The organism is Acinetobacter suaedae (assembly GCF_008630915.1).
In the GTDB taxonomy this organism is placed as follows: Bacteria; Pseudomonadota; Gammaproteobacteria; order Pseudomonadales; family Moraxellaceae; genus Acinetobacter; species Acinetobacter suaedae.
The window spans coordinates 2550049-2572866 of record NZ_CP043909.1 but is presented as its reverse complement, the minus strand read 5'-3'; the positions used below and the strand labels follow the sequence as shown (position 1 = coordinate 2572866).

Here is a 22818-nt window from a genome sequence, read left to right as displayed (position 1 = left end):
GCACACCATAAATCCATCATTTGGCTGCTTTATTTAATATTCAGTACATTTTTACGTAATTAAATATGTTCTACTCTTACCGTATTCTCAAGGGGATGGCAACTTTTTTTACAGGTTTTTTAGACTAAAGAATTTATCTTACTGAATGGCGTGATTTCCATTTGCGGATCACTGTCCAGCGCCAAATTAAATGTGTAGCAATATAAAATAGTAGTGCAAACAGTACGGCTTCGATGATGAGCCCTGTAATTAAGATTTTCGCTAAATGCAAATCAATATGTCCATGTCCGAAATTCTGTAACCAGTTGAGGATCTGATGTAAGACGCCAAGTAGCATGTCTTTATTAATCATATTGACGTGGAAGATTTTTGCACCAAACCAAAAACCTAAATATAAAATTGGGACGATGGTCAATGGGTTGGTTAGCCAAGCCATACATAGTCCAAGCGGTAAATTTACTTCAAAATATAAAATGGTGAGAATAATAAAGAGGCTGTGGAAAGGAACTGGTAAAATTCCCCAAAATGCCCCTAGACCTATCGCTTTTGCAATCGAGTGTCGATTCACATACCAAAGCAATGGATTCAAGGTGCGAGTGCCGAATATTTTCATAAGTTTTAAATCAGCAATTTTTTCAGAGGAAGGAAGCCACTTTTGGAAGAATAGCTTAGGCATAAAATGGGTAAAGTGATGAGAAAATATCTTTTTTATCTTAACAGTCGTTTCTTAGCTTAAACTTAAATGTTGTTTGATAAATGATCGGTATCTAGGAGGTGATGCCTAAAATATAGGATATATGATGAATAAATTTGTGAAAACAATAGGATAATATCTCAATTGTTAAAGATGAATGGCTATATAAAAAGTATCATAAAAATAGATGCTTAACTTAAATTTTGACCTAGTGATTTATATTAATTTTTTGCTAACATGTTATTGTTAGATTAATCTAAAAACCTCTTTTAGTGAGGTCATTCAATGATTTCATGGTTTTTTGTCAGTTTGGTTGTCACGATCTTGTTAACACCTGGTCCAACCAATACCTTACTTGCATCTTCAGGTGTTCAAGTTGGAGTACGCAAATCATTGTTGCTTATTCCTGCTGAAGCCATCGGCTATATTATAGCGATTAGTGCGTGGGGACTACTGATTGGTACGGTCTCGACGACTTTACCATTGCTCCCAACATTATTAAAACTATTGAGCGCAGCCTATATTACTTTTTTAGCTATAAAACTATGGCGTACAGCTGACCAAAAAGTGACATTAAATCAGTCAACGATTAGACCCAAAGAACTTTTGTATGCGACATTGTTAAACCCTAAAGCGTTATTGTTTGCGTCAGCAATTTTTCCTGCAAGTTCGTGGACGAACCAAGAAATATATCTGACTCATATGAGTACTTTCGTTGGGTTGATTATTCCAATTGCTATGTTTTGGATTGTTGTCGGTGCTGCTTTAGCAACCCATAAGGTTGGATGGTTATCCCAAGCTAAGCTACAAAGAGCCGCATCTATTGTGCTCGTAAGTTTTGCTATACCGATCAGTTATTCTGCACTTTCCAAACTATAACCCCTGTATCAGATTGCCGAAAGAACAGCATTGTTTTCATTAGCAGCATTTTAAGTTAAAGTAGCCACCAATCATCAACTTCGTTTTTGGATATAAAGACATGGCAATAAAATCTGATCGTTGGATTCGTGAAATGAGCGAAAAACACGGCATGATTGAACCTTATGCAGAAAATCAAGTTCGTTTCGATGAAAACGGAGAAAAGTTGATTTCCTATGGGGTATCAAGCTATGGTTATGATGTCCGTTGCGCGCGTGAATTCAAAGTATTTACCAATGTACACTCTGCAATTGTCGATCCAAAAAACTTTGATGAGAAAAGCTTTATTGATATCGAATCTGATGTTTGTATTATTCCACCAAACTCGTTCGCTCTAGCACGTACGATTGAATATTTCCGTATTCCACGTAATGTACTTACTGTATGTTTAGGGAAATCAACCTATGCGCGTTGCGGTATCATTGTAAACGTTACGCCGTTAGAGCCTGAGTGGGAAGGCCACGTTACCCTTGAGTTTTCAAATACGACAAATTTACCTGCTCGTATCTATGCGGGTGAGGGCGTTGCTCAGATGCTGTTTTTTGAAAGCGATGAAGTATGTGAAACATCATACAAAGATCGTGGTGGTAAATATCAAGGTCAAACAGGTGTGACACTACCGAAGACTTAAGTTGTAGAATTACAATTTGCAACAATTGCTGATCCTTGAAGGCATTGTTGCAAATTATGTTGATCTTGACCTAATTGTATGAAATATAAAAATAAAATTTAAAATATGCCTTAGACATCCTATCTCATTCATCGGAAAAAAGACCTTCTACCTAATTTCTTTTGCATTTGTGTAAATATTCGGCATAATGAAAAATGAGAATGCGTAGGCGAAAATAGCCTAAAAGATTGAGTGCGGCTCGGAAGCTAAAAATCTTAATTGATTTGATCACTCAACAGGATGAAAGAAAAATAAAGATGGTGCGGAGCATCAGTTGATAGGATGGCATTATGGCTGGATGTACTTCTACGGTAGCTTTTAAAAAAACGTTGTTGGCAAGTTTTATTGGCTTGTGTATGAGTCAAACTGCTTTTGCGCTACAAGAAATTTCTGACGAGGGACTTAGCCAAGCAACAGGTGAAGGTATAGCGCTTTTACCTGAAAATTTTTCTTTTCGATTTAATGGTGCAGATACTGCTAATAGTGGTGCAGGAACATATGGTGCTGGTTCAATCCGTCTAATTCCTGTTGGACCATTAAGTGCAACAGCAACAGCAAAAGGTTATAAAAAGGCTGACGCTTGGCTTTATGGTTTGTCTCTATCTCAATCAAATAAAAATGTAGGTGCAGCCATTAATGGGAGTGATTGGGGGACGTTATATGGACGACCAATTGACTCTTGGGGATCTGCTTCGAACCCGTGGGTGATCAAAACACTAACAGATGATAATGTCCCGAATTTTGTCGGTAATATTGAAAACGTTACTTATTTAACTTTAGAAGCCCCTTTACGCCATACTACACTTCCAGCATCAGGAAGTGCAGAGTCTTCAGCCTATAACTTAAAGCTCGGATTGTGGACTGATATTTTTCAAAGAGATGCAAATATTGTTGAGAATGGTCTAGATGGATTGAGTAACCGATTACGTTTAGCTGCTGTGTGGGATGGATTTAGCATCAATGGTTCAAATTTAAAGGTATTCCAAACATTAGGTGGTGTTTCACCTGCGATGGGCGGAACTTATGATGCCCTAATGAAAGTGAATGGTGTTGAGACAACAAAAACTTTCAACTATGGTTTGAATACTAATTATAACCAAACTTTTGGTGTCGCTGGTTTGGTCCGATTAAATAGTGGTGCAACTGATACAAAGCGTGGAACAGTGAGTAATCAGACTGTAACTCGAGAAATTGTACAAGTCGATTATAATCCGACAACGAATACTTTCTTCGAAAATGGTGTATTGGCTACAGGAACTACGATTACTAGTGCTCAAGGTAATGCATCGAATAATACTAATGGTATTAGAACCTCATATGATCCTCCTACTAATGATAGCGTTTCTGGAAGTTTTCCAAGTGGTGGTATGTGTACATCACCTAAGCCAAACACTACTGGTGGATCCGTGCAAGTGGGACAATGTTTAAATCAAAATGGTTTTACTACCCGTCGTTTAAGAGCTAAAGGAACTAATAGTTGGAGCGCGCCAACTGCAACCAGTGTATTTAGGATTAGTACTCAGGAATTGGTTGGTGGTGCAACTGATAATAGTACACCTGCATTAGGTGGAGTGGTTCCAAACTTTCAACCGAATTCGAATGCAGATGGGCTTTTTCTCTATGACGTTAATATGAACTTGGTATTAGGGAATTTATATCAACCCTTGATGCTAAGTACTGATGGAAATAATTTCTCCATAGAACTAGCCAGAATTCCAAATGTACAAGAAGTTTATCGTCGTATTTACACGCGTTATGAACATATTGATCCTGCGGCAAGTGTTGATTCGGGTGTGACTTATTTAGGCTCGACTTGTAATATTTATCAGTGTGGTAACTCAAATATTTCAGGCTACCAGGGAAGTAAAGCAACGCATAGTAGTATTACCATTGGCTCAACTGAGTACAATCCTGTGACCAATCAACTCACCGCACACAAAGGAATTGGTGCTTATGGAGTTTCGATTGGTGAATTGAAATCTGGAACAGGATTGCAAAGTTCTGTGCAACAAGATTTTACCCAAGTTTGGCAACGATCTCGCACACAAGTAAACTGTGGATTCCTAGGGTTGAGTAGATGTTGGGGGGATTGGGGAAGTTGGGGTGCTGTAGCACCTAAAGCTCCAATCACTGGTCAGCCTCATCCTTCTTTAAATCGTCCTGATCCATACGAAACAACTTGGCGCCAAAACACCAATAATCAAATTTTAGGAATCCAAACCACAACACCAGCAGATATTGCAGGGCGTATTAATAATATGCAACCGACCGGTGCTACGGTGAGTAATAACTTCGGCTCAGCCGTTATAGATGGTCTATTGATTCAGCATTTTAAGTTAACAACAACGGGCCTATAAGGATATAAGGCGATGAAGTTTCTTTATTATAAAAAGCAAAACTATCATGGTGGGATGACTTTTTTAATCAAAGGTCTAAGCCTCTTTGTTTTGTCAACATCCTTATTTGCCATGGAAAGCTTAGATGATAAAAGCTTACAAAATATTACTGGGCAGGCTGGGGCTGATTTGTCATTAAAGGTTAGTCTGAATCATGATAGTAACGCTAATTTCTTATGTGAGGATCTATTATATTGTCGTTTAGCACTATCGTTGAATAACCGTTACCATGATGGAACACAAGATACTTATGATGCTCAAGGGAATCGTATTCCATCACCTACAGGACGTAAGCAATGGTTGGTGATGAAAGGTATACAAGGGACTGTGAATATCCAAGAGATTAAATTGGATGGTGAGGACGTCATCTATAATGGCGTTTCTCATGCAGCAATTAAATTAGGTTTTAATCCTACCAAACCAATTGAATTTAGAAATGTGGGATTTCAATCATTATCTATCGAAACAGATACTTGCACTGAAAGTGGTGCAAACTGTTCTACTGGATCAAATAATTTACCAGGATATTTAACGCCAGCGACACCTTATGGTGGGAGTGGTTTTGATGCTAATAAAGAGAGAGGTTTTATTGGTGTAAATATGAATGGTAATTTGTCATTAACAGGCAATATCAAAATTTTCTCTTGTGGTACAGCACATCCACGTTGTTAAAATAAAAAGGAAAATGGTTATGAAAAGGATTGCAAAAACACAACGCCATTTTGTTTTAACAGCATTGGCAAGCAGTATCTTGGTCTTGACACAAAGTGCCTATGCGTTGCAAGAATTACAAGATCGTGATTTACGTATGGTCAATGGTCAAGATGGTGTTTCATTACAACTTGAATATGATGAAGTGAAAATTGATCAACTTTATTGGCAAGATCAGGCTGGTATGGCAAATAATGTTGAGCAATCTCTTAGAGCTGTAGCGAATGATGTAAGAGTCCGTAAAAATATGGCTTATGATGCGGGCTCTGGTGCTGGAAATTATACGCTAGGTACGCATTTTAAAATTAATACGGGGTCAAATGGTTCGAAGACGGGATTAGATTTACACATTGAGTCACAACCGACTACGATTTCAGTTAATAATTTTCAGATTTGTGCTCAAACACCTACCGTAAACTGTAATACAGCGATCGGAAATTTTGCGATCCAAACAGGATCACCACAAGTGATAGCACTTAGTACTCGTGATGGTTTATTTAACTCCAATTCTCAATCTTCACTGCAGCTTGGTTTGAAAAACATTAATCTTTATACAGGTTTAGGTACAGGAACAGCAAACCAGTTTAATCAACTTATTTTAAAAAATTTCAATTTTAACTTTCTAGGCAAAGGCGCAATGTACGTTGATGCGGCGAAAGGGATGATTCTACAAACTAATTTAGGTTCTGCTTCTGCAAGTAAACTCAATAGCCCGAATACTACATATGGCTATGTTGATTTCACAAGAGTGACTGATCCAAACCAACTTGGTGCTGAAACAGGGACTTATACAGGAACAAGTGCAGGGCTGAATATTGAGCTGATGACCAAAGGTAATGTAACAATTGACCCAAACTCACCAGTTTATAATCTCGATAATAGTAAAGGCTTGATTCGTGTAGGAATGAGTGGTCGTACTGTGAATGGTTCCTTACAGTTACGCGGTACAAGTGCCAATGGCTTAGCCGCACCTGTTGACAATAACCAAACCAATACACATACATTGAATAATGTACTGGGTTTTGCAAGTGATGCAAATACAACAGCAAATGGTGCTGATGGAACCGTGATCGGTTCAACAGGGTTAGCACTACGCTTAAGAGGGGAATTTACTCAAAAAGGTGATGCGATGCTAGCTGGTGATGATAGCAAAGCCACAACTTTAGAAATTGGAGGAGCGGGTAGCAATACCTTTGGTTTTGAGTTTGGGGATCTCAGTCCGCTCGTTATCAATTCTAATCAACGTGCTTATTTTGATAGTGGAAATGTCTATATCAATCTTGCAAATACACGTCATTTAAAAATGCCTGAAAACTCTGTGTTACGTAATTCCCGTTTTGGTGGGACTGCGACAGGTACACTGACGACATCTGCAGACTATCTACAACAGATTCATAACCAGCCAGAAAATCCTTATAGTTTAGTTATAGCAGTGCGTGGCGCAGATTTCCAAGCGCTTTCACGACGTGGGCGTTTCACGTCAAGTAGTGGTGTCTCTGCTGCAAATAAAATAGACCCAAGTACAGGACTTAATAATAAATGGGGTTTGGGCTTACCTTTTTACAATGTCAATGCGAATATTGCCACTTATGCAACATCTTATACGGGTGAAGTATTTAACTTGAATAATTCAAATAATATGGTTACACGTTCTACTGTAACTGATTCACAGCGTTTAGGTTTAGCTTTAGGGCTGAGTACTGAGGGGCGTAATAGTGATGGAAGTAAAACAACATCAATTCTGATTGTTGATGGTGATAAAAACTATTATATGGGTTTACGCAATATTGATATGTTATTGCGTGGCTATGGCAGTATGGGTTTTGAAAGTGGTAACGTAAATGTTGAATTAAAAGATTTACTGATGGTTATGGCTGCTGAAATCGCAGCTGGTTATTTACCAACTTATAATGATCCTAATAGTGCAACTCCTGTCATTATTAATGCATTCAACACTAAAGATGATGTGTTGCTCGGTTTAAAACTGAAATTTTTAGGTGATATGAATTTTAGTTTAATTCCAAATAATGAAATTTCAGCGAATAATGGTAATCGTTTGTCTGTTGTTGGACGTTATCGTTTAAAAGACGGTACGTTGCAAGTAAGTGATCCAATCGATGACGCTAGTATCGGTTTGGATAATATGTCTGGTTTGATACAGTTTAATAATGCGATTGTAATTAATAAAGATAATGTAGGTTTTAACTTTGGTTTTGATTTTAATCCTGATCGAAATCCAAATGATGTTTTCCGAGTAAAAGACATTAACTTCTATCCAAGAGCAGATGCTGCCAATAATCGAGCACAGCGTCTTGGAGAAATGGTTATGACTGGTGGGCAGATTCGATCTGAATTCATGCTAAAACCGCGTAATTGATTGAGTAATATAGGAAGAAAATGATGAAAAATGGAATTAAAAAATCAATATTGACCTCTTGCTTACTCATGACGATGTTTTCTACTCACACGTGGGCAAGTAATGATAGTCTCGTCGAAATGACGGATACAGAGTTATCTTCTATACAAGGTCAGGCACTTTTATCCTTAGGTTTTACTGCACCGAATGCATCTAATCCATTGCAAAATTTTGGTTACTATAAATTAGGCCTAGAAGCAAAAATGGAGTTGAATGCCAATATTCGTGCATTACAATTGGGTTGTGGTGGACGAAATGGGCCAGATGGTTGTGATATCGATATGGAAAATGTCTCATTAAGTGGCCCACCAGATGGGAAATTGGCTGATGGTACACCTACATGGTCAAAAGGACGTGCCAATACCAGTGCTGTGATTACCAATCCTTTTATTGAGTTTGCAATCAAGAACCCTAATAGTGCTTCTACGCGTGAAATTGCAGGTTTTCGATTGAGTGCTGAAGAAATTTTAGGTTATCTAACAGCAGGCACACGGAATGATATTGATGGTAACGGGTTGTCAACTGGAGGTGGGATCAATACCTTTAGTGGTTTCATTAAGGTAGGCGAAACGCCCGTGAATGCGTTTACACAGGATGCAATGTTTGGTACGACCGCAGACCAATTAATTTATGCAAAAGTACGAGCACTTGGATTAGATCGAGTAGCATTCACGAACTCAAACAAGATGACATCTGGATCTGGAAGCTATCAAGCTCCTGCTGGAGCCCAAGGGTCTGAGAATCTATATCATTATAATGGCAATCCAATTTGGGGAATTAATGTACCTCGTCAGAATGTTTCTTTTAACTTCCCTGAAACGATTGTCACAGGGAGTCGCATGAAACAACTGAATCTTGTGGTAAAAGATGTCCCGATTCCAACTATTGCGATTGGTGCTGATAATGGCGGGATTGCGATGACCTTAGATGAGTCCATTCTTGGATTGGTTGATGAAGCAACTTTTTTTATGGGGGCAAAAGGAACTACATCAGCAGGCTGTGCAGCAGTTATCAATAAAACCAATTGTTCTTATATTACCAATCTAAAGGCTAATGTACAGGTTAAACAAAACTTTAACTTGATTCATAATTTGCCAATTAGTAGTGGTGGTTATCTTGCATTACAAAATACAGCACTACAATGGCCTGGTGTGGATCCGAATGATATTGCTCAACCGGGATGGTGGTTATCTTTTAAAGATCCTTTAGATTTTGGAGCCTTAAATCCAACCACAGGAATTCCTATGCATGATGTGCTTCCTCAAATAGCTACATTTATTACAGACTATTTATCGAATAATCGGATTGATCTTAGTCTTGGAGAGGCCTTTGGTGCTTTATTTGGTACTCCTATTTACAAAGGTATTGGTGATGTACGTTTAGCCGATGATGCTCGTGCTATTATGGTATTGGAAAACTTACTTTTAGATGGGCATCAAAAGCCTGTTTCTAACTGTTTTGGTGGTTTGAAGTTCTGTTAACTTAATAAGAATCTTATATAAAATGAAAGCAAGCTCTCTGATAATAAGGGAGCTTTATAAATAATTATTTTAAATATATACAGGACAAAAGTATGAGAAAAATTTTATCAATAACAACATTATTTACCGCAATAATTTTTAATCCAGCATTGGCTCAGTGTAGTTTCAGTTTTAATGCAACTGAAGCTCAGATACAGCAGTCTTATCCAAATTCAAGCTCCACAAATTTGAAATTTCCAAGTATTAACGGTATGAAGGCTTCTTATACAGTTGCTGCAAACCCTGATATGGGAACTAAACTAAATTATTATGCTAAGAATGGAGATGGATATACTATTCCGTTGCCTCAGACTGGAATTATTGCTTATGAATATCAATTCAAGTTGCCTTCTTTTACAATCTCTGGAGAAGGTAATATCGTATTTCTACCTACAATAGGGAGAGGGGAAGGGCAAGATCAAAGCCCTTTTGCTATATTGATTACATATATAAATAATTGGGATCCAGGCAAAAATCAGAATATGCTAATAGCCGCTGTTTACAATAACACTACTTCCCAAGGAAATGGTGGGGGAAAGTCTTTTGATGTGAATATTTTGCCAAAAGGTTATCAGAGGTTAGGGATTTATATTAATCAGGATACTAAACAAGTTGGTATGATTTTTAATGGAATTAATTATGGGTATGTTGGGACTGCTTCAACAAAGCCAGTAAATTACTATTTTGAGATGAATTTAGGACAATATGCAATCCCTGTAGGTAATTCCATCATCGGTCAAGAAATATCTCAAGAATTGATTTTAGATAGAAGCCAATTGCAGTTCACATACCCAGCTGGAACAAAAGATTTGTGTGGTGCAGTTCTTTAATCTACATAGGGTTGGATAGTAAGGCCAACTTGCATTAAAAAGGCGGAGCTATTTATTAAAGTCAGGCAAAAGTAAAATACTAACTTTCGGACGTATCTCATTGTGGTTTTTCTAGATTATGCTAAGCTAGAGTACATATTTTAAACATTTGTCTATGGATGAGGGCAATGAATAAAAATAAAAAACTAGGATGTTTGTCATTGCTGTGTATAAGTCCTTTGACTTTAGCAATGCAACCGATGGATGATCAAAGTCTTTCAGCAATGACAGGACAAGATGGTCTAACAATTGGTGTTGAATCCAATATTCAATTTAATCAATTAGCAATGATTGATAATGATGGTCTGACTACAGATTATACAAATCGAGCTGGATTGGTGATTGCTGGTGTTGCTGGCCAAAGCTCAGAAGCTCCAGTGAAGATTTCTGGTTTAAATGGTAGCTCAAAAACCATGTTAGGTGTTCGTGCGACGATAGATACCGATGCAGGTACAGCAAGCAATGCATTTGTAAATATTGGTCTAGCATTTAATGACAATGTGACAGGCATACGAATTTCCCCATTCTCTGTCTATGCAGCAGCCGCAAACGCTTTATCTAGTATTAGTGGAACAACCTATACACAAAATTCCATATTTAGTTCTGGTACTTTGCTTAAAAGTGATGTTAAAGAAATCTTACGTTTAGGTGGTATTGATATTGTATTTGCTGCAAATAAACCGACCATGAATATCCAATTAGGTTCAGCACCGCAAGGAAATATGATCAAGTTCGGTGGTGCAATTGACTCGATTTGTGGAGCGGGTGATGGCTGTAATATCATGCTGGTCTCTGATTACGCAACATCTGGTGATGCCACTACCGCTCCAATTGGTGCAAGTTTTGATTTTAAGTTTACTGGGCATAATGGTTCTCCTTTTGGTCTGACAGGTTTTTATGCTGGAATAGAAAGTGCTAACGGTACTAATCCTGGAGGCTTTGTTTTTGGACATGCAGGCACAACAGATAAATTTAATTTGCAATTAAATAATGTGTTACTGGGTACGAACAACGCACAGCAAGCAAATGTATTTAATAATTTACCAAATGCATCTATGGGAAGTTTTGGTTTGACGGGCGCATCAGTAACGAATCTAAGAATGAGAGTGAATGGTTTATAATTTTAGTTCTTTATTTTATTTAGCAAAAGCGACTCAAGTAATTTACTTTAGAGTCGCTTTTTTTATTCGAGGATTTTGGTGTGGATAAGGCACTAATAGCACTTACTTGTAGATACGAGACTATATCGTTGTGGAAATTTAAGCAGTTTGAAGGGCGGCGATAATCTGCTCCAGTTGTTTTAGCCGCTTTACTTGTCCCCAAAGCTCTTGTGCTTCAGGATATGCTTTGGTCATCATACCTAACCATTGTTTATAACGACCAATCATGCCAATTTCAGTTTTAAATTGACCACTTAAAAAACGATGTTGTAATTCAACTAAATCTTGCCAACTTAATAAAGCATGGTCAACATTTTGACGGATACACTGTGTTAAATCTGGGGTAGTCACAGCACCTCGGCCAATCATAAGATCTGTACAGTTAGATTGGGTCAGACATGCCTTAGCATCTGTATTATTCCAAATTTCACCATTGGCGATCACATTAATCTTTAGTGCTTCAGTAATTGGTTGGATTTTTTCCCAATATGCGGGCGGAGTATAACCATCCGCTTTGGTTCTCGCATGTACGGTTAACCAACTAGCACCAGCATCTTCAATGGCATGAGCATTTTCCATCGTATGATTCTCATCCAAATAACCTAAACGCATTTTGGCTGAAACAGGGATGTGAGAAGGTACAGCGTCACGTACGGCTTTTACTAATAAATGAACAGTTTCAGGTTCATCGAGTAGTACTGAACCACCACGATGGCGGTTGACCGTTTTGGCTGGACAACCAAAATTGAGATCAATTGCTGGCGCGCCAAGTTCAACAACTTTAGCGGCATTCGCTGCCAGCATATCGGGATTATTCCCTAGAAATTGAACATGAACCGGTGTACCCGCAGCGGTTTTGCCATCCGTTTGTAATTCGGGACAAAAATTATAATAAATATGGTCTGGAAGAACACTGTCAGTAATACGAATAAACTCGGTCACGCACCAATCAAAGCTGCCCACATGAGTGAGAACATCACGCATGATGGGATCAGTTAGACCTTCCATTGGGGCAAGTACAAGTTTCACGGTGGTTACCTAGTTAAGCGAAAACAGCGTTATACGCATTTTAAGAAACGCTGTCTAGTGTTTATTCACACATGGAATACTTAACGTCCTAAGATCATTTCGAGTACAAATTTACTGCCAATAAAACCAATCGCGAGCAAGATAAAACCTGTAATCGTAAAACGAATGGCTTTAAGTCCACGCCAACCAAATTTGTAATGTCCAATTAATAAAGCACCATATAAAAACCACGAAATAATGCTAAAAGCAGTTTTATGCGCAAGGTGTTGGGCAAAGAAATTATCAATGGTAAAGAAGCCAAATAATAAAGCGGCAGTAAGCAGACCAAAACCTGTAATAATTAAATCAAAGAGTAATGATTCCATCACTTGGAATGGTGGGAGTAAATTGACCCAAATCCGTTTTTTTTGCTTTTTTTTCAGCTCTCTGTCTTGGAACCACAAGAGAACGGCATGAATGGTTGCCATTAAAAGTACAGCATAGGCTGAAAGGGATAAAATAATATGTAAATCTAATCCTAGGCTATGCAACTCAATAAATTGATTTGGTTTGCTATATACAAATCCTAGAATCAAACCAAATGCAGCAACCGGTGTACCAATTAGATTTAAAGGTAAAACCGGGCGAATCAGACTAAGGATTAAACTCAAGGTGAGCATAAGCCCTGAGGTGAACGAGATGAGATTAAATACATCATAGTTGATGCCCATTGGTGTCATCATGTCTTGATAGAGAACTACACCGTGTAATAACAGTCCTAAACTAACAAGAAGACCGTAACACCAAAGATTTGGTGTACGTTTTGACATTAGACGAATAAACAAATACCAAAAAGAGCTGGTATAAGCCACAAGTGCCAAAATTGTGTAAACCAAGGGGAGACTAATCATGTCAAACCTTTTTTAGGGGGATGAATAATATTCACCATATAAGATATAAATTCGCTGCGAACTACAGTATCCTATAGCATCTTATGCATAAATTTTCTATTTTAAGAAAGATTTTTTTGCAACTAGCCATTTTAAGCGGATTTCGCAATGTTTGATACCTTAACAGAACGACTCACACAGAGTTTAAGAAATGTTACTGGCTCAGGGCAGCTGACCGAAGACAATATTAAAGATACCCTACGTGAAGTACGTATGGCACTTCTTGAAGCCGATGTGGCGTTACCTGTAACTCGTGAATTTATCGCGAAGGTGAAGGAAGAAGCACTCGGTCAAGAAGTTATGACACAGCTTTCTCCTGGTCAGGCATTTGTAAAAATTGTCTATGATGAACTCACCAAGATGATGGGTGAGGCAAATGAAACTTTAGATTTAAGTGCTAAGCCACCTGTTGTTGTCCTCCTTGCTGGTTTACAAGGTGCGGGTAAAACCACAACCGCCGCGAAATTGGCACGTTTTTTAAAAGAGCGCCAAAAGAAAAAAGTAATGACAGTTTCTGCTGACGTGTATCGCCCAGCAGCGATTAAGCAGTTAGAAACCGTATCGAACGAAGTCGGTGTTGGTTTTATTCCATCGCAAGCATCTGAAAGACCAATTGATATTGTCAACCGTGCGATTGAACAAGCGAAGATTCAATTTGCTGATGTTTTGATTGTTGATACTGCAGGTCGTCTCCATGTCGATGAAGACATGATGGATGAAATTAAAGAATTGCATGCTGCGGTTAAGCCGACAGAGACTTTGTTTGTCGTTGATGCGATGACAGGTCAGGATGCTGCGAATACGGCAAAAGCATTTAACGATGCATTAGCACTTACTGGTGTGATTCTGACAAAAACAGATGGTGATGCACGCGGTGGTGCTGCACTTTCTGTTCGTGCTATCACAGGCAAGCCAATCAAGTTCTTGGGTATTGGTGAGAAACTGGATGCGCTTGAACCATTCCATCCAGACCGTGTTGCACAACGTATCTTGGGTATGGGTGACGTCCTTTCTTTGGTCGAAGAAGTTGAACGCAAGATCGACAAAGAAAAAGCCGAAAAAATGGCGAAAAAATTGCAAAAGGGCGGTACCTTCAACTTTGAAGATATGCTGATGCAATTTGAGCAAATGAGTAAAATGGGCGGCATGATGGGCTTCTTGGACAAGTTGCCAGGTATGAGTAACTCAGGTATCCAAGAGGCGATTGAAAAAGCAAACCCAGAAAAGCAAGTGAAACGTATGGAAGCAATCATTCAGTCGATGACGATTAAAGAGCGTCGTAACCCTGATTTGATGAATCCAAGTCGTAAAAAGCGTATTGCTGCAGGTTGTGGTATGGATGTCGCTGAAGTAAATAAACTCATTAAACAGCAAGCTCAGATGGCGAAAATGATGAAGAAGTTCGCCAATCCATCAGGTATGAGCAAGATGCTTAAATCACTAGGCAATATGCAAAAACAATTTGGTGGTGGCGGTGGTATGGGACCGTTATTTGGAAATAATGATTCCAAAAAATAATTCACCAGCAATTTAAAAAGGCGCATAATGCGCCTTTTTAAATTTTTCTAGTTTTTTATGGTTATTTAGACATTACTCAAAGTTGAATTGAGTTGAACATATTGTCGTAAGCCCTTTAGTAGCAAATCTGATTCAACTCGTGGTTGATAATGATTCAGGAACTTCGCAAATAAATTCGCATCTCCACCTGTTAAAATGAGCTTTTTCGGAGATTGCTGCATAATTTGATCAATGCTACTGATTAGTCCCAATAAAATGCCATGATGGACGGCATCGACAGTGTTGTGTCCGGGTTTTAAATTATCAAAAGCAGAATCAGGAATTTTAATGCCTTTGGTATTTTGGATGAGTGCATCTCGTTGCAAATATAAGTTAGGTAAAATGTACCCACCGAGATGCTGCATACCCTCTACTAAGTCGATTGTTAATGCGGTTCCACAACCAATTACACAATAGTTTTCATTTGTTTGGGCAACAGCCAAAACTTGTAACCAACGATCAATACCGAGTTGGCTTGGCACATCATAGCCACATTTTAGACCTGCATAATCTGCATGCACTTTTGCAAAAATGACGGGTATATCAAGAATACTAAGAATACTTTGAATACGTTGATTATTTTCATAATCTAAGACGGAAGAAATGCCGACACGACTAAGGTTTTGGTGACGAAAATGTTGAATCAAACCCAAGAGTAGATCTGCAGGTGATTGCAAGTGTAGTTCAGCAGCATGCTCAAATACATGTTCACCTTCGGTCATCCAGTATTTGAGGCGTGTATTGCCAATGTCTAGCCATAAACTTTTCATAAGTGGTTTATTCCTTAGAGAGATGCAAGTCTTAACCGACCTTGATAAAAAGTTTGTGTTTGGTCTGTCTGAATGAGGACAGCACCATCATTTGAAATCCCTTGAAAAATTCCTTGAACTTTACCTTGAGTGTGTTCAAATTCAACGTGTTGGTTGATCCAAATCGCATGATGATTGAAGCGTTCAGCCAAGTTATAAGAGCCATGCTCAAACCATTGGGTTGCTTGTTGAATTGCTGTGTATAACTCTGCAATCAATGCAAGTCGGTCAATTTGATGTAAACCTAACATGTGTAGTGATGTGATGGGTTGATCAGCATTTTCAACAGGTGGCGTATTGAGGTTAATACCCACCCCGACGATTGCTTGATTGCTGGATAACGGTTCAACCAGAATTCCTCCCCATTTACCTTGGGGACTATATAAATCATTGGGCCATTTTATTTGTAGAGTTAAACCACGTAGAGTTGGCATTTGTAAAATATTTAACGCAACTTCAAGTGCAAGGCGGCCATCTAAAGCTGTTTTACTTTGAATGAGTGTACTTAAATAAATATTTCCTTCTGGTGATGACCAAACTCTTTGGTGTTGACCTCGACCTTGAGTTTGTTGTTCACTGCACACCAATCCTGTGCTTATGCCTTTTTGAGCAATTTCACGCATATCATCATTGGTTGAGGTGGTTTTGGTTTTAAGTAAAACCACTTCGGGAAATTGGCCTTTGGCACTAAGCAATTGCTGTAGTTGACGTGTTACGAAATCATCCATCATTTTTAAGTAGAGTGGTCATGTATTTATGGAGTTAATCATATATTTGTTGATTGGTGCAATTGCTGGATTTACCGCAGGGCTATTTGGTGTGGGTGGTGGATTAATTATTGTTCCAATTTTATATATTGTCTTTACTCAACTGAACTATGACCCTAACGTCATCATGCATATTGCCGTAGGAACATCTTTGGCGACGATTATTGTGACTTCGATCAGTTCAGTGATGGCTCATCATAAAAAAGGGGCAGTCTTGTGGTCGGTTTTTCGTAATTTAGCACCGGGTTTGGTTTTAGGTTCATTTTTAGGTGCTGGCATTGCAGATCTTATGTCTGGTCAGCATTTGCAATTGGTGATCGGTATATTTGCAATTTGGATGGCATTTAAGATGTTTAGAGGTGCACATGGTGTAGTAGACCCAAATCGCCATTTACCATCTGCACCGATTCAATTTGCTGCTGGAGGCGGAATTGGGGCCGCATCTGCAATTTTTGGTATCGGTGGGGGGAGCTTAACAGTTCCTTTCTTGAATCGATATGGTGTGGTAATGCAAAAAGCAGTCGCAACTTCTGCGGCATGTGGTTTACCGATTGCGGTTGCTGGTGCAGTGGGGTTTATGTGGTTTGGTACTAAACAGCAAGTAGAGGTGCCAAATACCATTGGTTATGTTCATATTTATGCTTTTATAGGCATTAGCATAATGAGCTTTATTACAGCGAAAGTCGGTGCACGCGTGGCACACCGTTTGTCTCCAGCGATGTTAAAAAAATGTTTTGCAGGGCTGTTGGTCACAGTAGGCTGTTATTTTGTATATAAAGGGCTTTTTTAAGCCCTTTGGTTAAAAAAATGCAGCTTTTGTGCACCTATTGGAAATTACCTAGATGAATATGTATTTTATGTGACTTATTTTGATTAAATTTTATTTAGTGTGATTTGTATCAATAAATATTTTTGTTGATTCTATATTTCAGATGTATGGTTGATCGCTAAAATTAATACATAAATATTTGATATTAAAAATAGAAAAGTTAAGGTTTTTACTGAAAATAGAAGGGAAAATGGTTTTTTCCCTTTGCATTGGCTTAAAAAGCAATAAAATTGTCAGACAATGATATAGAATTTATAGCGCAAGATCAGTTAAAACAAAAAAGCGCAAATAGCATTGGACAATGCGTATAACAAAGATAGCGAGGGGCCCATGAATCTTGAAGAGGCTGATAGTCTTTCTGAACAGATTGCAAAATATATTAGTGAACAAATCATTAGCGGTGAGTTGGTTGAGGGTGAACGCATCCAAGAATTACGTATCGCTAAAGAATTGGATGTCAGTCGGGGTTCTGTCCGTGAAGCATTATTATTACTAGAACGTACTTATCTGATCGAAATTTTCCCACGTCGTGGTGCGATTGTTTCTGAAATGTCAGCACAACAGGTTAAAGCCTTGTTTGATACTAATGTCATGGTGCTTGGGCATATTGTGCAGCGGATTAGTGAGACATGGCGTGTTAACGAAGCTGAACAACTACAAGCCATGTTAGATCAGTTGGTTGAATTCGTAAGAGCAGGGGATATCGAGAAATTCTATGACGCAATTTTTAATTATTTAGCAGAACAACATGACATGGTGGCAAATCCATATCTCATGCAGTTCTATAAAGAACTGTTGCCATCTCTGCGTCGTAGTTATTTTTTGACCTTAAATACCTCACGTCGTGAGCTGCAAGAATCATTTACGCTATTTAAGCTCGTGATTGATGCTATTTTGATCCGAAAATCACAACAAGCTGCTTTATTTATGGAAGATTTTTGTCGACACTTGCGTAACCTTGTGTTGGAATCTCTGACACGTATGAAACAGATTGAATTGGCTTGGGCGAGACGCTCACGCCGTTAGTTAGGGCAGTATGCGTTTAAGCAGTTTAAAACTTTCAGGCTTTAAATCTTTTGCCGATAGTACCACTTTACATTTTAAGGCCAACCGTACTGCGGTTGTTGGGCCGAACGGTTGTGGAAAGTCGAATGTCATTGATGCGATTCGTTGGGTTATGGGCGAGTCCAACGCACGTCAATTGCGTGGCGGTAGTATGCAGGATGTTATTTTCACAGGGACATCCAAGCGAAAGCCTGTCGGTGTGGCCAGTGTAGAACTTCGTTTTGATAATACCTATGGCAAATTAGGCGGCGCTTATAATGCTTACAATGAGCTTGCTGTTCGTCGCCAAGTCACGCGTGAAGGTAAGTCAGAATACTTCTTAAATGGTACACGATGTCGTCGTCGTGATATTACCGATATTTTCTTGGGTACAGGCTTGGGGCCGCGTTCTTATGCGGTGATTGAGCAGGGCATGATTAGCCGTCTAGTCGAAGCCAAACCTGAAGAAATGCGTGTGTTTATTGAAGAAGCGGCAGGTGTTTCCCGCTATCAGGCACGTCGTCGTGAGACGCTACAGCATTTAGAACATACCGAACAGAATCTAGCGCGTTTAGAAGATATCGCTGTCGAGTTAAAATCACAGCTAAGAACCTTAAAACGTCAGTCTGAAGCTGCAATTCAATATAAAACGCTAGAAAGCCAAATTCGTCATTTAAAAATTGAAATCCTTTCTTTTCAAGCCAATCAAAGTCACAAGTTACAACAAGAATATACAGTTGAAATGACAGATCTTGGTGAGCGTTTCAAATTGGTTCGTTCTGAGTCAAATACGATTGAGCATGACCTAGAAGCGACCAGTGCATTATTCCAGCGTTTAATTCAGCAATCATCGCCTTTGCAGCAGGAATGGCAGCAGGCAGAGAAAAAACTTGCTGAGTTGAAAATGACACTGGAGCAGAAACAAAGTCTATTTCAGCAAAATAGTAGTAGTTTGGCTCAACTTGAGCAGCAAAAGCTTCAAACCAAAGAGCGCTTACAATTATCAGAGTTACAGGTAGAAACCCTTAGCACTCAGTTTGATGAGCAAAATGAAACATTGCTGGCATTAGAACAGCAAACGCAATCATCTGAGCAAAACTTTACGGATGTTCAAGCCCAGCAAAAACAAGCCCAGCAGCAATTTGAGCAACTCAAGACTCAAGTTGAGCAGCAACAGCAAAAAAAGTTGCAAATGGCAGCGCAAATTGAGCAATTGACGAAAAATGTTTTAAGGCTTGAACAACAAAAGCAGACCTTACAAGCACAAACCAGTCAGATTCGTGCACAAGTTCAGAATGATGAGAAAGAACAGCTCGAACAATTACAGCAACAATTGCAGCAGGAAATTGTTCTGTTAGAAACTGCAATTGACCAGTTACAGTACGAGGTACAGACACAGCAAGATCAGCAACAGTTAAATAAGACGGATCTACAAAGCCTAAAAACAGAGATTCAGGTTTTATTGGCTGAACAAAAAAACTTAAATCAATTCGTTGCAAAACAAAGTCCAAAGCATGATCAGAATGCAGTTCGATTGATGCAAAGCTTGCGTTTAACTGCTCAAGGCAAAGCTCATGCTGTGATCATTGAGAAATTTTTAGCTAAATGGTTGCAAGCACAACTGATTGAGAGTGGACAAACATTCCAAGAAGATGTGGCGCGTCAGTTAAAATCATCTACGCAGCAAAAGATTCAAATACAACAACTGCGGTGTTTAAGTGATTTTATTGAAGCTCCTCAATCTTCGCTCTGGGCAAATGTTGCCGTTGCAGATGATTTAACGACAGCATTGGGTTATCAGTCTGATCTTAATCATGCACAATCAATTCTGACGCTTGATGGTTATCATATTGGTGCGGATTGGATGATTGGCCTGCATTATGATGAAGATAGTCAAAGTGCACAGGGCGTGCTAAGCCATCAAGTGCGTTTAGAGGAAATCGAACAGCAACTTGCAGAAAAGCAGCCACAATTGCTTGATTTGGAAAATCAATTTTCGCAACAACAGCAAAGCTTGCAGCAGCAACAGCTGACCTTACAGCAACAACAGCAAAGTCTGAAGCAAAAGCAAAAAGAATTACAACAACTCGATGTGCAAATTGCCAAGCTACAAAGTACGGCACAGGCATTTGTGGTACAGCAGCAACAGTTAGCAGATCAACTTAAACAGTTGGATGTACAGCTCGAAGAAGATGCAATGCAGCGTGATGATTTAGAGATTGATCTACATGCACTTGCACTGAAATTAGAAGCCGTATTACCAAATTATAAAACCTTGCAGTTTCAGGTTGAAAGTCTAAATGAACAGTTAGATGAGCAGCAACAGCAACTCACACAACAACAGCAACAACGTGAGACACTACGCCGTCAGACCTCGCAGGCTAATCAGCAAATTGAATTATTAGAGAAAGATATTTCTTTCTTAAAAACACAATATCGACAGATCATCGAGCAAATAGAGCAGGCAAAGAAATTTGTTGATCCGATTCAATTGGAGCTTCCAAATTTAGAGTCACAGTTTCAAGAGCAGTTTCAACAAACAGAAAAATTGCAAAAAAACTGGAGTGAATGGCAGCTTGAGCTGAATCAGGTTCAAGAAAAACAGCAACATTTGACTGAGCAACGTCATCAAGCTCAACAAAAAGATGAACAAGTGCGTGAGCAGTTGGAGAAAAAGCGTTTAGCTTGGCAGGCAGCTAAGTCTGATCGGGAGCACTATCTCGATCAGCTAAAAGAATTAAATGCTGAGGCTCTCCAAGACGTATCGATTGAAATTAAAGAACATCAGCAAAAACTTGAAAAAGCACAGCAACAATTTGAAAAAATTGGTGCGGTGAATTTGGCAGCTTCACAAGAATATGAGGAAGTCTCTCAGCGTTTTGATGAGCTTAATCATCAAATGCAGGATTTACAAAATACTGTAGACCAACTCAAAGACGCGATGAAGAGCATTGATCAGGAAACACGTAAGTTATTTATGACAACATTTGATCAGGTCAATCAAGAGTTACAAACGTTGTTTCCGAAAGTGTTTGGTGGTGGAGAAGCGACTCTAAGCCTCGAAGATGATTGGCAATCAGGTGTAAAGTTGATGGCGCGTCCACCTGGTAAGCGGAATAGTTCCTTGGCCCTACTTTCAGGTGGAGAAAAGACTTTAACTGCTTTGGCTTTGGTTTTTGCGATCTTTAGATTAAATCCAGCACCATTTTGTGTTTTGGATGAGGTCGATGCGCCATTGGATGATGCAAATGTGCAGCGGTATTGTAATTTGGTAAAAGAGCTTTCTGAACAAGTGCAATTCATTTACATTACACATAATAAATTGGCAATGACAATGGCGACAGATTTGTTGGGTGTAACCATGCCAGAGCCAGGTACATCAAAATTAGTGACTGTTGATTTAGAACAGGCAAAAGAATACGGGTTAGTTGCGGAGTCCTAGTATGGAAGTGAATACAATAATAGGCATTGTTGTCGCCGTTGTGATTATGCTTGTTGGTTTGACCATGATTTTAAGAAAACCAAAACCAGTTGAACCTTCATTAGAGGCAGAATTACATATTAATCCTGAAAGTAATCAGCCAGTCATTCCTCGTCATGTACGGGACCAACTGCTACAAAATGACGTAGTGAGTCCAAGCACTGAACGTGTTGAACCTCGTTTAAATGATGAAGAGGTTGAGGTCGAACCACACAATGAATCACCAAAACAAGAGGTGAGTGTTGAAGAAAAAGTCGAACAACAGCTAGATGAGAAAGCCGAAGACACCAGCAGTGAGGTTGCAGTTACTTCGGAAACAGGTACTGAAGAAGAGAAATTGACACAGGAAACGACAGAAACTGACCCATTGCTCACCGAACAAGTTGTGACGGTTGAGGAATCTGATAAAACCATTGAGGAAACTCAGTCAGAGCAAGTTAAAGCTGAACCAGAGCTGAGTTTAAATCCTAATATTGAAACGGTTGAAATCGCTGAATTTGATGGAGAAAGCAATATTCTGGATGTACATTTGCATGAACAACAACGTTATGATGATGAAAGTGCATTAGCTACAGCTGAACAGATTATTGCATTAAATGTGTATCCAAATCCTCGCCGTGCCTTATCTGGTGATAAAGCGTTAAAAGTTTTACTCAAATATGGTTTGCGCTATGGTGAAATGTCTTGCTTCCATCGTTATGAAAATACCGATGAGCCAAGTGCTTTAATGTTCTCTGTCTTACGCATTACCGATCATGGGCCTGCAGGTTTTGATTTGGAAACATTGTCAGGTGAACAAGTTCAGGGCTTAGCATTTTTCTTGGCTTTACCGAATAGCAAAGCTGTTACGGGTTATGACATGATGACCAGTATTGCAGGTTTAATTGCGCGTGAAGTAGATGGTAAAGTCTATGATGAAAATAACTTAGAATTTACACCGCAATTGAAAGAACATTGGCGTCATCATGTGATTGACTATCGTTCAAATCAAGCAGCGACCTAATTAATCTTTTATAATG

Annotated in this window: 18 protein-coding genes; 13 read left to right on the top strand and 5 right to left on the bottom strand. The window is 38.9% G+C overall.

Features of this window, described 5'->3' with window-relative positions; translation table 11 throughout:
- Positions 1-133: 133 nt before the first annotated feature.
- The gene (locus F2A31_RS11900) at positions 134-676 is read right to left on the bottom strand and encodes a DUF2062 domain-containing protein (protein WP_150026551.1); all 543 of its coding nucleotides are present in this window, start codon (positions 674-676) and stop codon (positions 134-136) included.
- A gap of 303 nt (positions 677-979) precedes the next feature.
- Between F2A31_RS11900 and F2A31_RS11895 the strand changes: the two genes are divergently transcribed.
- The 8 genes from F2A31_RS11895 (at position 980) to F2A31_RS11860 (ending at position 11315) form a co-directional block, all read left to right on the top strand.
- On the top strand, positions 980-1573 hold the full coding sequence (locus F2A31_RS11895) for a LysE family translocator (protein ID WP_150026550.1): 594 nt from the start codon (positions 980-982) through the stop codon (positions 1571-1573).
- A 100-nt stretch (positions 1574-1673) separates the two neighbouring features.
- Complete coding sequence (gene dcd / locus F2A31_RS11890; RefSeq protein WP_150026549.1) at positions 1674-2243, top strand: dCTP deaminase; 570 nt, start codon at positions 1674-1676, stop codon at positions 2241-2243.
- A gap of 329 nt (positions 2244-2572) precedes the next feature.
- The gene (locus tag F2A31_RS11885) at positions 2573-4639 is read left to right on the top strand and encodes a hypothetical protein (protein ID WP_150026548.1); all 2067 of its coding nucleotides are present in this window, start codon (positions 2573-2575) and stop codon (positions 4637-4639) included.
- 12 nt (positions 4640-4651) lie between these two features.
- Positions 4652-5350 carry a hypothetical protein gene (locus F2A31_RS11880; RefSeq protein ID WP_150026547.1) on the top strand — a complete coding sequence of 233 codons (699 nt, stop codon included), beginning with the start codon at positions 4652-4654 and terminating at the stop codon, positions 5348-5350.
- 19 nt (positions 5351-5369) lie between these two features.
- Positions 5370-7766 (top strand): DUF6160 family protein, encoded by a 2397-nt coding sequence (locus tag F2A31_RS11875; RefSeq protein ID WP_150026546.1) that lies wholly within the window; start codon positions 5370-5372, stop codon positions 7764-7766.
- 20 nt (positions 7767-7786) lie between these two features.
- The gene (locus F2A31_RS11870; RefSeq protein WP_150026545.1) at positions 7787-9286 is read left to right on the top strand and encodes a hypothetical protein; all 1500 of its coding nucleotides are present in this window, start codon (positions 7787-7789) and stop codon (positions 9284-9286) included.
- 92 nt (positions 9287-9378) lie between these two features.
- Positions 9379-10155, top strand: a complete 777-nt coding sequence (locus F2A31_RS11865; RefSeq protein WP_150026544.1) for a DUF4882 family protein — start codon at positions 9379-9381, stop codon at positions 10153-10155.
- 167 nt (positions 10156-10322) lie between these two features.
- Positions 10323-11315, top strand: a complete 993-nt coding sequence (locus F2A31_RS11860; protein ID WP_150026543.1) for a DUF6160 family protein — start codon at positions 10323-10325, stop codon at positions 11313-11315.
- Between the two features lie 138 nt (positions 11316-11453).
- On the opposite strand, the gene F2A31_RS11855 is transcribed toward F2A31_RS11860, so the two are convergent.
- Both F2A31_RS11855 and F2A31_RS11850 read right to left on the bottom strand, forming a co-directional pair.
- Complete coding sequence (locus tag F2A31_RS11855; RefSeq protein ID WP_150026542.1) at positions 11454-12383, bottom strand: tRNA dihydrouridine synthase; 930 nt, start codon at positions 12381-12383, stop codon at positions 11454-11456.
- An 80-nt stretch (positions 12384-12463) separates the two neighbouring features.
- Complete coding sequence (locus F2A31_RS11850; RefSeq protein ID WP_150026541.1) at positions 12464-13273, bottom strand: cytochrome C assembly family protein; 810 nt, start codon at positions 13271-13273, stop codon at positions 12464-12466.
- A 147-nt stretch (positions 13274-13420) separates the two neighbouring features.
- On the opposite strand from F2A31_RS11850, the gene ffh reads away from it, so the two are divergent.
- A complete protein-coding gene (ffh, locus tag F2A31_RS11845) occupies positions 13421-14830 on the top strand; it encodes a signal recognition particle protein (RefSeq protein ID WP_150026540.1) in 1410 nt (469 codons plus the stop codon).
- Positions 14831-14895: 65 nt separating this feature from the next.
- Here the strand turns inward: ffh and F2A31_RS11840 are convergent, their stop codons facing one another.
- Together F2A31_RS11840 and F2A31_RS11835 are read right to left on the bottom strand one after the other, a co-directional pair.
- The gene (locus tag F2A31_RS11840) at positions 14896-15639 is read right to left on the bottom strand and encodes a pantothenate kinase (RefSeq protein ID WP_150026539.1); all 744 of its coding nucleotides are present in this window, start codon (positions 15637-15639) and stop codon (positions 14896-14898) included.
- A gap of 14 nt (positions 15640-15653) precedes the next feature.
- Positions 15654-16409: a biotin--[acetyl-CoA-carboxylase] ligase gene (locus tag F2A31_RS11835; RefSeq protein ID WP_150026538.1), complete on the bottom strand. Its 756-nt coding sequence runs from the start codon at positions 16407-16409 to the stop codon at positions 15654-15656.
- Between the two features lie 25 nt (positions 16410-16434).
- Here F2A31_RS11835 and F2A31_RS11830 point away from each other — a divergent pair, with 25 nt between their 5' ends.
- The 4 genes from F2A31_RS11830 (at position 16435) to F2A31_RS11815 (ending at position 22802) form a co-directional block, all read left to right on the top strand.
- On the top strand, positions 16435-17235 hold the full coding sequence (locus tag F2A31_RS11830) for a sulfite exporter TauE/SafE family protein (RefSeq protein ID WP_150026537.1): 801 nt from the start codon (positions 16435-16437) through the stop codon (positions 17233-17235).
- 369 nt (positions 17236-17604) lie between these two features.
- The gene (locus tag F2A31_RS11825) at positions 17605-18300 is read left to right on the top strand and encodes a GntR family transcriptional regulator (protein WP_150026536.1); all 696 of its coding nucleotides are present in this window, start codon (positions 17605-17607) and stop codon (positions 18298-18300) included.
- A gap of 10 nt (positions 18301-18310) precedes the next feature.
- On the top strand, positions 18311-21760 hold the full coding sequence (smc, locus tag F2A31_RS11820; protein ID WP_150026535.1) for a chromosome segregation protein SMC: 3450 nt from the start codon (positions 18311-18313) through the stop codon (positions 21758-21760).
- Position 21761: 1 nt separating this feature from the next.
- Positions 21762-22802, top strand: coding sequence for a cell division protein ZipA C-terminal FtsZ-binding domain-containing protein (locus tag F2A31_RS11815; RefSeq protein WP_150026534.1), 1041 nt, complete (start codon positions 21762-21764; stop codon positions 22800-22802).
- Positions 22803-22818 lie beyond the last annotated feature (16 nt).